Source organism: Oceanobacillus sp. Castelsardo (assembly GCF_001659985.1).
Classification (GTDB): Bacteria; Bacillota; Bacilli; order Bacillales; family Amphibacillaceae; genus Oceanobacillus.
Genome location: NZ_LYCS01000003.1, coordinates 165,400 through 179,926, shown reverse-complemented (window position 1 = coordinate 179,926; position 14,527 = coordinate 165,400). Strand labels below are relative to the sequence as shown.

The following is a 14,527-nucleotide window of genomic DNA, read 5'->3' as shown; positions in this document are numbered from 1 at the left end:
TACTAGATTCTCCTATCCTAATGATAATAAGATTATAGGATGGAAAAGTTTCAAAAAACAATGGACTCGTATAAAATGAAAGTAATGATGTCAGTATAGAAGGTAGGTTACTAATGTTTTGAAAAGACTTAGTGATATAAATCTCCAAAAATTATTTCCGTCTGTCATTTATCGACGGGGGCTTCAGTATTATAAACAGAATAAAGTAAGTGACCTCTTATATGATATTAATTATCAAGTTTGGACGGCAGCTGTTCACGGATCTGAGGACTACTTTGTTGAAATAGATATGAAAGAAATAGACAAAGGATTCGTTAATACGTATTGTGATTGCCCGGCATTCGATACCTTTGGATCATGCAAACATATCGTAGCAACTTTATTAACGATTGCTAATAAAGAAAAAGGTAATCCCAAAACTACAAAAAATTATGATTATCAATTAACTGGACGGTTTATGGAGAGAATTACTTCCGTTGCTCATTCTAATACTCACTCAGAAATATTATCTGAGAAAATACCAATGCATGTAGAATATATTTGTAAATGGTCTTATGATAATCAAATTTTAATTGAATTAAAGGCAGGATCTAATCATCGTTATGTGGTGAAAGATGCATACAAATTTATCTCAGATGTTTTAAAGGATAGGGAGCATTTTTTCACGAAGAAATTCACATATAGTTCGGATACACACTATTTCCATAACCAGGATATAGAGATTTTTGAAATGCTACAATCCATACGAAAGAACGAGGAAATCTATGAAGGATTCCGATTCTATCATTACCAAGGAAATATGAATGATTTACGAAATATAATTATTCCGCCATTTCTATTTAAGGACCTTTTAGAGAAATTATGTCAACGGGATCTTATAGTACAATCCGGAAATGAAGAATATACGAATATAAGGATGGAAGAAGAGGCATTGCCATTTGAATTTTCTTTAACGAAAAATACGCGTGATGACTTAATGCTAACAATGGAAGATGTAAAAGGTGCCATTTACTTTGGCTCCTATGAAGTATTATTTGCTCAAGGGACATTTTATTTCCCTAAAAAAGAACAAATACCGATTGTGCAGGAAATGATTGGATTTGGGATGGAAGATTTAAAACTACCAATTACGAAAGAGCAAGCAGATACATTTGTTTCGGAAGTATTGCCGTCCTTGAAAAAGGTTGGGAAGGTGGAAACATCCGAAAAGGTTCGTTCTGAAATTATTCAATATCCTTTAAAAGCTAAATTGTTTTTAGAAATGAATGAGGATATGATTACAGGGAAATTAGAATATTATTACGGTGAACATTTTATTGATCCGTTTAATGGACGAAAACAAAGTGACGCAATCATCATTCGAGATGTGGAAAAAGAGCAAGATATTATGCAACTGATTGAGCAAGCTAATTTCCATTATAATGGGAAGGAACTGTATATTCATACGGCAGATGAAGAGGATATGTATGATTTTCTTTATTATGTGATGCCGCTCTTAGATCAAAACGTGGAATTATTTTTAACATCTAATATTCGCGATATGTTAATGGAGACAGATCCAATTCCTAGTACAAATGTTAGATTAGAATCCTCCTCTAACTTATTGGAAATCGGTTTTGACATTGATGGAGTGGATAATTCAGAGATTAACAAGATATTAGACGCAGTGATTGAGAAGAAACGTTATTATAAATTACCCGATGGAGCATTACTTTCTTTAGAAGGAGAAAAGTTTACTTCCATTAAACAAATTCTAGATGAGATGGATATTAGGAAACAAGATATCCATGAAGGTAATATCCAAGTACCCGTCTATCGGGGAATGCAATTAGATGAATTAATACAAACAGATAAAAGATACGATTCTTCATTTCGTAAATTACTTAGTCATCTTAAATCTCCTGAAGAACAAGTGTATGAGTTACCGGAAAATCTTAATGCTAACTTAAGAGAATATCAAATGACGGGATTCCAATGGTTTAAATCATTAAGTCAATATCATCTAGGTGGGATTCTAGCCGATGATATGGGGTTAGGTAAGACGTTGCAGAGCATAGCATATATAGCTTCCGAACCAGTAGTCGAAGGCCCGCACTTAATTGTTGCCCCATCTTCTGTTGTTTATAATTGGAAAAATGAATTTGGAAAGTTTGCTCCAGATTTGAATGTTGCTATTATGACGGGGACACCTGGGGAGCGGCAGGAAAAGATAAAAGAACTAAAAGGAATGGATGTTTGGATTACTTCCTATGCTACGATAAGGCAAGATATTGAACAATATCGCGAAATGACATTTCAAACACTCATTTTGGATGAAGCACAGTATATTAAAAACTACGCAACGAAAACGTCAAAAGCAATACGTGAGGTTCGGGCGACTAGGAAATTTGCTCTAAGTGGAACTCCGATTGAGAACTCCATTGATGAATTATGGGCTATATTCCAGGTTATTCTACCAGGGCTAATGCCTAGCCAACAGAACTTTAAGCAATTATCCAATGAAAAGATTGCAATGATTACAAGACCATTCATTCTTCGCCGTTTGAAGAAAGACGTATTAAAAGAACTACCAGATAAAATTGAATCAGTTCATGTTTCTGAGTTAACCAGGGACCAGAAAGAATTATATGTTGGTTATTTAAGGCAAGTTCAGCAAGAAGCTGCTCAAACGATGAAAGAAAGTGGCTTTAATCAGAACCGTATGAAGATATTGGCGGGTCTAACAAGGTTAAGGCAAATTTGTTGCCATCCATCGATGTTTATTGAAAACTATGAAGGACAATCCGGGAAATTAGAACAGCTCATGGATACGGTAAAAACTACTATTTCGAATGGGAGCAGAATGTTAATTTTTTCGCAATTCACGAGTATGCATGAGATTATTATGGAAAGATTGGATCAAGAAGATATTGATTATTTCTATCTAAGTGGTCAAACCCATGCGAAAGACAGAGTAGAAATGAGTGAACGTTTCAATAATGGAGAAAAGAGTATTTTCCTAATCTCCTTAAAAGCCGGCGGTACGGGATTAAATCTTACCGGTGCGGATACGGTTATCTTATACGATTTATGGTGGAATCCTGCCGTAGAGGACCAAGCAACTGGCAGGGCTCATCGATTTGGGCAAAAAAACGTTGTGCAAGTAATCAGACTTGTTACAGAAGGTACAATTGAGGAAAAAATTTATGAATTACAACAGAAAAAACGCGAACTAATCGATCAAGTCATCCAACCAGGAGAAACCATGTTATCAAGTCTAAGTGAAGATGACGTTCGAGAATTGTTAAGTATATAGGAAACAAAAGCGAAAGCGGCCGTTATGCTGGATGCGAAAAGGAAACACGCCCCTTCATAGGGGTATGCCGACGTTGACCGCAAAGGCCGCACTTAGTTGGCCTACCTTAGTCTGTGAGTCGATGTTGACTTTCACCGCAAGGGTATAAGTGCGACTAAGCCTCTGGTTTCACCAGTCGGCAAGTCTTCTTTATCGCACGGAGGTGAAGGAAGTCTCGCTACGGCTTTAGCGCTGAAGCTGGACGTGACTTTCCCTAAGACAGAATTTAATAAGCTCAATTTTTATATTTTCTATACAAAAAAAGGCCAGATTCATTAGGAATCTGGCCTTTAGCTTACTGATTTAATGTAAATAGTTTCCTCGGTCTTCCTTTTTGATATGGGCGTTCTTCTCCAGATACACGGATGACATCGCCACTTAACAGTTTATTAACCGTTCTCTCCGCACTTCTTTTTGTTACCTTATAATAATTAGCAATATCATTGGATGAGAATGGTTCATTATTTCGATTACGGATAAAATCAATAAAATTATAGGATAATTCGTTATTAAGTCGAGCTTTGTGTATTAGTGCATGATATAGTTTGGATGCATCAAATTCCTTTTTAACACCAATTGGCCCAATTATTTCTTGTCTTTCATTTACGATATAACAACTGGTGTCATCCGCTTCATTGCATGTTTCAAGAGCAATGCCCACGTTTATGCTAGATTGTTTCGCAGTTAACCCAAATCCATACCCAATATTAACAGGTACTTTTAGTTCACTTTTGATTTCCCTAAGTAAAGGAAAATCACGATAATGATTGGTTAAATGATGTATCAATGCCTTTGTGCCGAAAAGAATAAACTCATAATCATTACCTTGGTAAATAGATACATCAGTTTTCTTACTGAACTTCTCGAGAATCCCTAATAATTTTTCCATAAGTTCTTTTAATTTTTGTTTAGGAATAGTATCTGGATCTTTAATTTGAATATGTCCACTTACAACTTGTGCACTGATGTTCGAATCAAATCGAATGATGGATTTTGCCTGTTCCACTACTTTTCTTAAGTTAGCTTCCGGAGTGATCATGGAGTGAACTGGTATATCCATTACTCTTAACTTGTCTACAACACTCTTAACCGAAGTTATAACATAATCAATCTTTCCTTCTAACCAAAGCTTGGAATGATGATCCACGATGGAATCAATGGAGTGCTCTGTTTTTAATCCATAATCATAGATATAGATTTCGTCATTGTTAATCTTTAAATCATGAAGCACTTCATTTACAACATCTTCATTATCGATATCGATTGAGAACCGATTTAGGGAAAGCCCTGCATCTCTTTTTAAGAATAAATTTGTTAGTGTCATATGTTCATCATGTCGTACTAAAATGGCAGGGAGTCGCTTTCTCTTAATCTTGTCTTTTACAAATAGAAAGGAAAGAGCTTCGGTGAAAATGTAGACGTCACATATGAAAGCCCTTTCAATTAATTCGATCGTTTCACTTTCAACTCTATATGTAAATGGGACAATCTCAATTGTATTCTCTCTGTTGGCTATCTCACTTAGTTTTATAATGGATTCTTCTCTTCCAAATACAGCAACTTTTACGTTCATAGCATTTATTACTCCTTTTCTAACTATTAATAGATTTACTATGGTGGAAGAATTCATAAGGTGTAGAATAGCTATAAAAATTTCTTTTAACATCATAATATAAAAGATTTGTATTATCAATAGTACTACTAATTCATTGCTACTATCGTATTGAATTTTCATAATATTGTCAAGAAGGTACTTTATCAAATAAGACTATTGAAAATTAAAAGAAATGACTAATTTCAAAGAGTGCATGAATGGAGAATTATTTGACAATATGCATTAAAATATAATAAAATAATCCCAAGTATGTTTTACTAATTAGAAGGGGGCCTTTTTATGAAAAAGAAAACACTTTTGTCAGTTGCTATGCTATTAGTACTGAGTATGTTTTTAGCGGCATGTGGTGGGGGGAATAATGATAGCGCTTCAGAATCTGATTCGGGAAGTGATGAAGGAGCTGAAAAGCCAAAATTCCTAAGCATGCTTACTGGTGGTACTAGTGGTACATATTACCCGCTAGGTGGAGAGATGACGAAAATAATTACAGATGAAACAGGAATTCAAACAGATGCTTTATCTTCAAATGCTTCTGCAGATAATGTAATTTCCCTACAAGAAGGGGAAGCAGAACTTGCATTTGTGCAAACAGATGTTATTGCGAATGCAGTAGAGGGTATAAACGCATTTGTTGATAACCCAGTTGATAATGTATTAGCATTGGGGTCTTTGTATCCAGAAACAATTCAGATTGTTACAAATGCTAAATCAGGTATCGAATCAGTTGAGGATTTAAAAGGTAAAACTGTTTCAGTTGGTGCGCCGGGGTCAGGAACTTATATTAATGCCGAGCAAATCCTAGAAATTCATGGATTAACGATGGATGATATTGAAGCTCAAAACTTAGACTTCGGTGAGTCTACAGGTGGAATTCAAGATGGAAATATTGATGCAGCATTTATTACAGCTGGTACCCCAACTGGTGCTGTGGAAGGTTTAGGAGCTACTACTGACGTTGGTATCGTTCCTATTGAACAGGAAAAAGTGGATGAATTAGTTGAAAAATATCCATATTATGCGGCGGATACGATTGCTGAAGGAACATATGGACTTGAAGAAGATGTAAATACAGTGGCAGTACTTGCTATGTTGGCGGTTACCGATTCAGTTTCTGAAGATGTAGTTTACGACATTACAAAAGCTATCTATGAGAACGTAGATCAAATTTCTCACGCTAAAGGTGAATTTATTACGAAAGAATCTGCTTTAGATGGTATTGGAATTGACTTGCATCCAGGTGCAGAAAAGTACTTTAAAGAAGCGGGATTACTTGAGTAGTGAACCAAAAGCGGAAGCGCCCGTTTAGCGACGTACGGACTGGACTGAGCCGCAGGAGATAAAGGAAACACGACGAGCGTAGGGAGTCGATGTTGACTTTCACCGCAAGGGTATAAGTGCGACTAAGCCTCTGGTTTCACCAGTCGGCAAGTCTTCTTTATCGCACGGAGGTGAAGGAAGTCTCGCTAGTCGTTGGGCGCTGGAGCTGGACATAGATTAAGTAAAAAGTTAAGTGGCTGGCTGTCAATCCTATTAAAATAGGCGTTTGCTGCCAGCCTACTTTACATTCTTTGGATCGAATAGGTGGACTGTCTAATGAAATATAAAAGAATACTTCTTTCCTTTTTAGTTCTACTCATCCTACTCACCGTTTTATTTGTTCCTTTTCGAACCGCATTAGTGTTTTATAAAGAAAACACAACAGATATCGAAGCCTTTTTGCCCATTAAAAAGGGAGATACTTTCCAAATAATCTTTAAACACTCGATTCATTTAACAGATGTTGTTGAAAAATATAGAGTGACTAAGAACTTTGAAATAAAACAGTATGAATTTGTGTATGAAGAATTCGGGATTGGTATGCCCTCTAACGCTGAAGAAGGGGAAACCTTTGTATATGAAGATGGGAAGTATTATATAAAGAATATAAATAATGTATTTCCAGAAATAAAAGTACGTAATGGTAAAACTGTATCCGAAAATCGCCTGGTTTGGGGTACGGAAGAAAATGAAAATCAACATATGGTTTGGTTCAATGATTATTTTGAACCTGGAGCTTGGTTTACGATTAAGGTAGAGGGGCTTTCACTATGGCAAATTATGAAAGGAGTGAAGATTAATGAGTGAAAATAAAGGGAATCAGCAATTAACAGAGGAAGAACAACAGAAGTTGCTTGAAAAATATGACGCGGAATCAAACACGAGGAATTTGACTGGTATATCTGGTTGGATTGTATTCATCGGGTTGATTGCCTTTTCATTATTTCAACTTTATACTGGGGCGTTTGGTGTATATACAGCTTATATACAACGAACGATTCACTTAGGTTTTGCTTTATCACTTATTTTCTTATTATTCCCAGCAAAACGAGGAATGAAAAAAGACGGAGTTATTTGGTATGATTGGATTTTCATTGTTTTATCTATTATTGTTACAGGTTATTGGCCTGTCTTTTATGATACGTTAGTCCAACAAATTGGCGGTATTGATAATACCCAAATGGTAATTGGTGGAATAGCCATATTGCTCGTTCTTGAGGCTACAAGGCGTGCAGTGGGTCTTCCTATAACAATTATTGCACTTATCTTTCTTATTTATGCTTATTTTGGACCTTATATGCCGGGAATGCTGGCGCATAGAGGGCTTGATCTTAGTCAATTAATTAATACAATGTTCTTTACAACAGAGGGTATCTTGGGTACACCACTACAAGTATCTTCTACATACATCTTTTTATTCTTATTATTTGGTGCATTCCTTGTCCAAAGTGGTGTAGGGTTATACTTTAACGATTTAGCTATAGCAATAGCTGGGCGTCGTGTTGGTGGCCCCGCAAAGGTAGCTATTTTCTCAAGTGCATTAAATGGTACGATTTCCGGAAGTTCCGTTGCGAATACGGTAACAACTGGTTCCTATACGATTCCAATGATGAAACGATTAGGCTATCGTGCGAACTTTGCTGGTGCTGTAGAAGCTGCATCATCAACTGGTGGTCAGATTATGCCACCGATTATGGGTGCTGCTGCTTTTTTAATGATTGAATTTGCAGGTGTTCCATACTGGGATATCGCAAAAGCTGCAGTAATTCCCGCCTTACTTTATTTTGTGGGAATTTGGATTATGACTCACTTTGAAGCAAAACGATTAGGATTAACAGGACTTTCCAAAGAGGAAATGCCGGATAGAAAAGAGGTTTTTAAGAAAGTATACTTATTACTACCAATTTTCGCTATCGTATATTTCTTATTTGCTGGTTTTAGTATTGAAAGAACAGCGATTTATGGGATTCTGTTTACCATTGCTGTAAGTATGATAAGTAAAGAAACGAATATGTTTCTACATGAAGGTAAATTCACCTTCAGCAAGATTATTACTGCGCTAACGGATGGGGCACGAACAGCTTTAGGTGTTGCAGCTGCAACAGCTTGTGCGGGTATTATTGTTGGTGTAGTAACCAAAACAGGATTAGGTTTAAAACTTGGTAATGGTTTAGTTGACCTAGCAGGTACACTTGCGAATTCTGTTGAAATCCAGTTAATGTTAACATTGGTATTCACGATGATTACATCCATTATTTTAGGGATGGGTTCACCAACAACTGCAAACTATATTATTACTTCAACCATTGCATTACCGGCAATTATTGCATTAAATGATCAATTACCTGTTATGATTCCTGTATTAGCTGCACATATGTTTGTGTTCTATTTCGGTATTGTAGCGGATATTACACCTCCAGTTGCTCTAGCTGCATTTGCTGCAACAGGGATTTCTGGTGGAGAACCAATTCGAACTGCATTAAATGCTTCGAAACTGGCGATTGCAGCATATATCATTCCATATATGTTCGTATTAAATCCGGTATTGTTAATGATTGATGCAACTGTTTGGGGAGTAGTTATATCATTAACCACCGCCATCATTGGTATGATTGCAATAGGTGCCGGATTAATTGGCTACTGGTACCGTAAACTTCATTGGGTTGAGAGAATCATCGCGGTCATTACTGGTTTAATGTTAATTTATCCTGAAGGAAATACAGACATCATAGGTTTAGGAGTCTTTGTTGTCTTAGTGGTTATTCAATTTATGACAAGGGATAAAAATAAAGATAACAATAAAGATAAGAAACAAGTAGCAAATGCTTAATATGAATCAAATAGAAAACCCAGCATTGATTTAAAAATGCTGGGTTTTTCTATTCGGACATAATAACTTTCACTACAATGTAATTTTGGTATAGTAGTATGTAAATAGATTCGTAGCGTTTTATATATAAAAGAAAGAGGATTTCAAAATGAAAAGGCAGTATGATTTTACACAAGGCAATATTGTAAAGCAACTCATTGGTTTCTCAGGCCCAATTCTTATTGCTAATTTATTGCAAACATCTTATCAATTTATCGATAGTTTATGGGTCGGAAATTTACTTGGAGCCAATGCTTTAGGTGCTGTTGCGGTTTCCGGTACGATTATATTTACAGTCTTATCCTTTGTTATTGGTTTAAATAATGCGGCATTGACCATTCTTTCACAACAGAAAGGCCGTGATAGCGAAGAAGGATTGATAAGGTATTTAAATGCTTTTGTCGTTCTTTTAACAGTGATAGCATTAGTATTAGGTATATTGGGTTTTGTTTTTACAAATGGGTTATTGTCGCTATTAGGTACACCTGAAGAAATGATGGAAGGGGCTAATAGTTATTTACGTATAAACTTTCTAGGAATTTTATTTCTGTTTGGATATAACTTCATAAGTACGGTGCTTCGTGCTATAGGGGATAGTAAAACCCCAATGTACTTTGTGACAATAGCAGTGTTATTAAATGTGGTTTTGGACCCATTGTTCATCTCTGTTTTTAATTGGGGGGTAGAAGGTGCAGCAATTGCAACTGTCGCGTCCCAAGGCTTTGCTTTTCTCATTGGATTAGTTTATGTCCTTAGGAGGAAACTAGCGCCATTTACCTTACCCAAACTTCCTTCTTGGAAAGAGGTACGGTTAATATTACATTTAGGTATTCCATCTGGGTTACAAATGGCTGTCATATCTGCTGGGTCCGCTGCTATTATGAGTGTTGTAACAGCATTCGGTTCCAGTGTAGTAGCTGGATTTAGTGCCGCACAGAGACTTGATAGTTTGCTATTACTTCCAGCTCATGCATTGAGTGCGGCGGTATCGAGTATGGCAGGGCAAAATATCGGGGTGAAGAATTGGGATAGGGTAAGTAAAATTGCTAAATATAGTGTTTTATATAATTTTGCCATTATGTTATTTATCGGGGTACTTGTTGTGTTTTTTGCAGAATTTGGGATGAAATTATTTATTCGCGATGAAACAGCAGTGCAATTCGGGGAAATGTACTTACAAATTATTGCATTATGTTATCCGTTTTTAGGCATTAATTTCGTTTTAAATGGGATTGTTCGTGCTGCAGGTGCCATGTATCAAGTGTTAGTATTAAATATAATTTCCTTTTGGATTTTGCGATTTCCATTAACCGCCCTTTTGTCTAAACTTTTTGGAGAAATAGGTATCGCTCTCGGCATGGGGTCAAGTTTTCTAATAAGTAGTGTATTTGCCTTTATGTATTTCCGTTTTGGAAAATGGCGTAAAAAGGAATTGTTTGAAACGAGTAAATAATCACACACTTGTACACAAATTGTTGATAACTAGTTGCTTTTTGTGCATAAGTGGATATAGCTGTGGATTAAATTGTATTTAAAATGAGGGAAATGAAAAAGTATGAAACGTAAAAAGAAAGCGAAACGATTAATTGGACAAGTGTTTTTCATCTGTATCGTGCTATTTGGCGCCATGAGTTTTATATCGATTCTATCAATGAAGGGCAATGTGGATAATTTAAGTAAAATGCAAGAAGGTTATCCACAAATAACAAAAGAGGTTCAAAATTACCGTCCACTTGTGGAAAAGTATGCGAAAGAGTATGAAGTGACCCCTTATATAGATGTTTTACTTGCTGTGATGATGCAAGAATCTGGTGGAAGAGGAAAAGATCCTATGCAATCCTCTGAAAGCTTCTGTGGAAAGGTAGGCTGTATAAAAGACCCTGAACAATCTATTAAACAAGGAGTCTATTATTTTTCCGAAGTATTAAATGATGCTAAAGGTGACTTGAAATTAGCCATTCAGTCCTATAATTTTGGCAGAGGGTTTATTAATTATGTATTAGAAGAAACGGGTAGCTATTCTGAAGAAATTGCTATCGACTTTTCCCAAAAAATGTATGAAAATGCTTCTGACAAATCTATTTATTCATGCTTAAGGAAAGAAGCTAAGCAATATAATGCATGTTATGGGGATATTTATTATGTTCAATCCGTTATGAAATATAAGGAAGGGTTAGCTTTGGAATAAGGTGTAAGAAACTGATAATATAAATATATAAAGTAACTCAAGTTAAGGGGGACGTAAAATGGTAAAAGAAATCCATACAAAAAACGCACCAGCAGCAATAGGACCGTATTCACAAGCGATCCAAGCAGGCGACTTCGTTTATGTTTCTGGACAAATTCCTATAAATCCAGAAACTGGGGAAGTGGTGGAAGGAATCGAAAAGCAGACAGAACAAGTATTAAAAAATTTAAAAGCTATTTTAAATGAAGCAGGGGCAGATTTTTCACAAGTAGTGAAATTTACCATCTTTGTAGCAAATATGGATCATTTTGCAACAGTAAATGAAATTTATGGCAGCTTTCTAGAAAAACCATATCCAGCACGAGCAACAGTCGAGGTTAGTCGATTACCTAAAGATGTTTTAGTAGAAATGGATGTTGTAGCTTACACTAAATAGTCTTTATAATACGTGTTTCAAAAGGAGGATGATGGGATTAATGAAAAACTTTAAGTACTATAATCCAACAAAGTTAATTTTTGGGAAAGGACAGTTAGATGCTTTACCAAAAGAAGTAGAACGTTATGGTAAGAAGGTTTTGTTAGTTTATGGTGGAGGAAGCATTAAACGTAACGGAATTTATGAAAATGTTCTTGAAAAATTATCGGAAATGAATGCAGAGGTATTTGAACTTCCGGGAGTAGAGCCAAATCCGCGAATCACTACCGTTAGAAAAGGTGTAGAAATCTGTAAGAATGAAGGAATAGATTTCATCTTAGCGGTTGGTGGAGGAAGTACAATCGATTGTACGAAGGCGATTGCAGTTGGTGCAAAAACCGACATAGATATGTGGGATATTGTAACGAAAAAGGCGCGTGCTAACGATGCGTTACCTTTTGGAACCATTTTAACATTAGCAGCAACAGGTTCTGAAATGAATGCTGGTTCCGTCATTACAAATTGGGAGACAAATGAAAAACACGGATGGAATGCATCACCATACACATTTCCGAAATTTTCTATTTTGGATCCAGAACATACGATGTCGGTTCCTCGTGACCAAACAATCTATGGAATGGTAGATATGATGTCGCATGTACTAGAGCATTATTTTCATCAAACACCAAACACACCAATACAAGACCGATTTTGTGAGGGCATCCTAACAACAGTTATAGAAACGGCACCAAAACTTTTAGCGGACTTAAATAGTTATGAACATCGAGAAACCATCCTTTTAGCTGGCACATTAGCATTAAATAATATGTTGAATATGGGATATGCGGGTGATTGGGCAACACATAACTTAGAGCATGCCGTGTCAGCTGTGCATGATATACCGCATGGTGGAGGATTAGCCATTCTTTTCCCTCACTGGATGAGACATGTATTAGATGATGAAAATGTGCTGCGCTTTAAGCAATTAGCTGAAAACGTATTTCATGTAAATCCTTCAGGAAAATCGGATAAGGAAGTAGCTCTAGAAGGAATTGATAAACTAAGCGAGTTCTGGAAGAGCATCGATGCGCCATCTAGACTAGCAGATTATAATATCGATGAATCTTCGGTCGAGCTAATGGCGGAAAAAACAGTCATCGCTCGTCCTCAATTTGGTAACTTTAAAAAGTTAACGAAACAAGATTCTATTGAAATTTTCAAAGCGAGTTTGTAATTTCCTAGGAATATTCGACAAGATTAATAAAAAGGAAGAACAGTATATTTTAGCTGTGCTTCCTTTTTTATTTGAAAAAAGAGTAATGGAAATACAGGGGATATGTGGATAGTCCGCTTAATTGGCTGAAAATTGCACTGAATTACAAACCAATAGAACTTGTTACTTTTGTAATATTAATAGACAAAATCTAGTACTAATGTATCAAAAGTATTACAAATGATACAAAATGCTAGATATTCGTAATGCTTGTCATAAACTCTTAATTGGACTGTTACTGTTTTCTCTATGAAGCTATGATAGGATTAACCTTAGATTTGCAGTTAGGAAAAAATAAACTTTCTTCCTATAAGTGCAACAAAGAAATCGCCTAGCCTAATACTAATGTTAGGTTTTCTAATAAAGGAGGAATCCATATGAGAAAGTTAGTAGCAGGTCTTGTTGCTGGAATCATCATGCTAGCAGCGACTGTAACTACCGTATCAGCGGAGGAATATGAAGTACAAGCAGGAGATAGTCTTTGGGATATAGCAAATGAAAACAATACATCGATTGATGATTTAATAGATTTAAATGACTTAAAAACAACGGTTATTCATCCGAAACAGATTCTATTATTAAATGAAACTTATATAGTAGAAAGTGGAGATTCTTTAATAAGTATTGCCAAACAATATGATGTAACGGTAGAAGATTTAAAGGAATGGAATAATCTAAAGTCCGACGTCATTATTAATGGTCAAGAACTTAATATTAAAGAAGTATCTAATAAAAAGGACGCACAAGTAGAATCAAAGAAAGTTGAAAAAGAAGTTAAAAAGGAAGTACAAAAGGAAGAAAAAACTGTACAAGCTTCTGCCTCTAATGATAAGCCAGAAGGAAAAACAATAACTGTAAAAGCAACCGCATATACTGCTAAATGTGAAGGTTGTTCAGGTATCACCTATACTGGTGTTGATTTGAATAGTAATCCAGATGCAAAAGTAATTGCTGTAGACCCAAATGTTATCCCATTAGGTTCAAAGGTATATGTAGAGGGTTATGGTCAAGCGGTAGCAGCTGATATTGGTAGTGCTATTAAAGGGAATCGAATTGATGTATTCATTCCTAATTTAGATAAAGCAAAAGAGTGGGGAACACGTACTCTTAATATAACTATATTATAAACAAAAGCGCAAGTGCCCGCTTAGCGACGTACAAACTGGAGCGCTCCGCAATGAGATAAAGGAAACATGCCCCTTCATAGGGGTATGCCGACGTTGGCCGCAAAGGCCGTACTTAGTCGGCCTTCCTTAAATTTCGAGCCGATGTTGACTTTCACCACAAGGGTATAAGTGCGACTAGGCCTCTGATTTTATCAATCGGCAAGTCTTCTTTATCGTAGTGGAGGAGTGTGAAGTTTGGGACTGCGCTAACGCTCGCCCCACCAAAAATATCTGCTAGTCGTTGGGCACTGGAGCTGGACGTGGCCGTTGCTAAGAAAAGATTTAATAAAGTGAATTTATTTTTTTTTCTTAAATGAAAAAGAAGGAATACACCGGCAGGAGGTGATATT

General features: G+C 36.1%; 10 protein-coding genes. 9 read left to right on the top strand and 1 reads right to left on the bottom strand.

Features of this window, described 5'->3' with window-relative positions; translation table 11 throughout:
- Positions 1 to 118 precede the first annotated feature (118 nt).
- The gene (locus A9178_RS07550; protein WP_068673961.1) at positions 119 to 3,295 is read left to right on the top strand and encodes a DEAD/DEAH box helicase; all 3,177 of its coding nucleotides are present in this window, start codon (positions 119 to 121) and stop codon (positions 3,293 to 3,295) included.
- 334 nt (positions 3,296 to 3,629) lie between these two features.
- On the opposite strand, the gene A9178_RS07545 is transcribed toward A9178_RS07550, so the two are convergent.
- A complete protein-coding gene (locus A9178_RS07545) occupies positions 3,630 to 4,907 on the bottom strand; it encodes a hypothetical protein (protein WP_068673959.1) in 1,278 nt (425 codons plus the stop codon).
- A gap of 321 nt (positions 4,908 to 5,228) precedes the next feature.
- On the opposite strand from A9178_RS07545, the gene A9178_RS07540 reads away from it, so the two are divergent.
- The 8 genes from A9178_RS07540 to A9178_RS07505 all read left to right on the top strand — a co-directional run bounded on the left by A9178_RS07540 (position 5,229) and on the right by A9178_RS07505 (position 14,138).
- A complete protein-coding gene (locus A9178_RS07540; protein ID WP_068673957.1) occupies positions 5,229 to 6,227 on the top strand; it encodes a TAXI family TRAP transporter solute-binding subunit in 999 nt (332 codons plus the stop codon).
- A gap of 315 nt (positions 6,228 to 6,542) precedes the next feature.
- Positions 6,543 to 7,073, top strand: a complete 531-nt coding sequence (locus tag A9178_RS07535; RefSeq protein ID WP_068673955.1) for a DUF1850 domain-containing protein — start codon at positions 6,543 to 6,545, stop codon at positions 7,071 to 7,073.
- Complete coding sequence (locus A9178_RS07530) at positions 7,066 to 9,096, top strand: TRAP transporter permease (protein ID WP_068673954.1); 2,031 nt, start codon at positions 7,066 to 7,068, stop codon at positions 9,094 to 9,096. The genes A9178_RS07535 and A9178_RS07530 overlap by 8 nt, the downstream gene beginning before the upstream one ends.
- 148 nt (positions 9,097 to 9,244) lie before the next feature.
- Positions 9,245 to 10,588: an MATE family efflux transporter gene (locus A9178_RS07525; protein WP_068673952.1), complete on the top strand. Its 1,344-nt coding sequence runs from the start codon at positions 9,245 to 9,247 to the stop codon at positions 10,586 to 10,588.
- 102 nt (positions 10,589 to 10,690) lie between these two features.
- Entirely contained in the window at positions 10,691 to 11,323 is a 633-nt protein-coding gene (locus tag A9178_RS07520) for a lysozyme family protein (RefSeq protein ID WP_068673950.1), read from the top strand.
- 58 nt (positions 11,324 to 11,381) lie between these two features.
- Entirely contained in the window at positions 11,382 to 11,759 is a 378-nt protein-coding gene (locus tag A9178_RS07515; protein WP_068673948.1) for a RidA family protein, read from the top strand.
- Positions 11,760 to 11,799: 40 nt separating this feature from the next.
- Entirely contained in the window at positions 11,800 to 12,972 is a 1,173-nt protein-coding gene (locus A9178_RS07510) for an iron-containing alcohol dehydrogenase (RefSeq protein ID WP_068674271.1), read from the top strand.
- Between the two features lie 416 nt (positions 12,973 to 13,388).
- Positions 13,389 to 14,138: a 3D domain-containing protein gene (locus tag A9178_RS07505; RefSeq protein WP_068673946.1), complete on the top strand. Its 750-nt coding sequence runs from the start codon at positions 13,389 to 13,391 to the stop codon at positions 14,136 to 14,138.
- Positions 14,139 to 14,527: the final 389 nt, after the last annotated feature.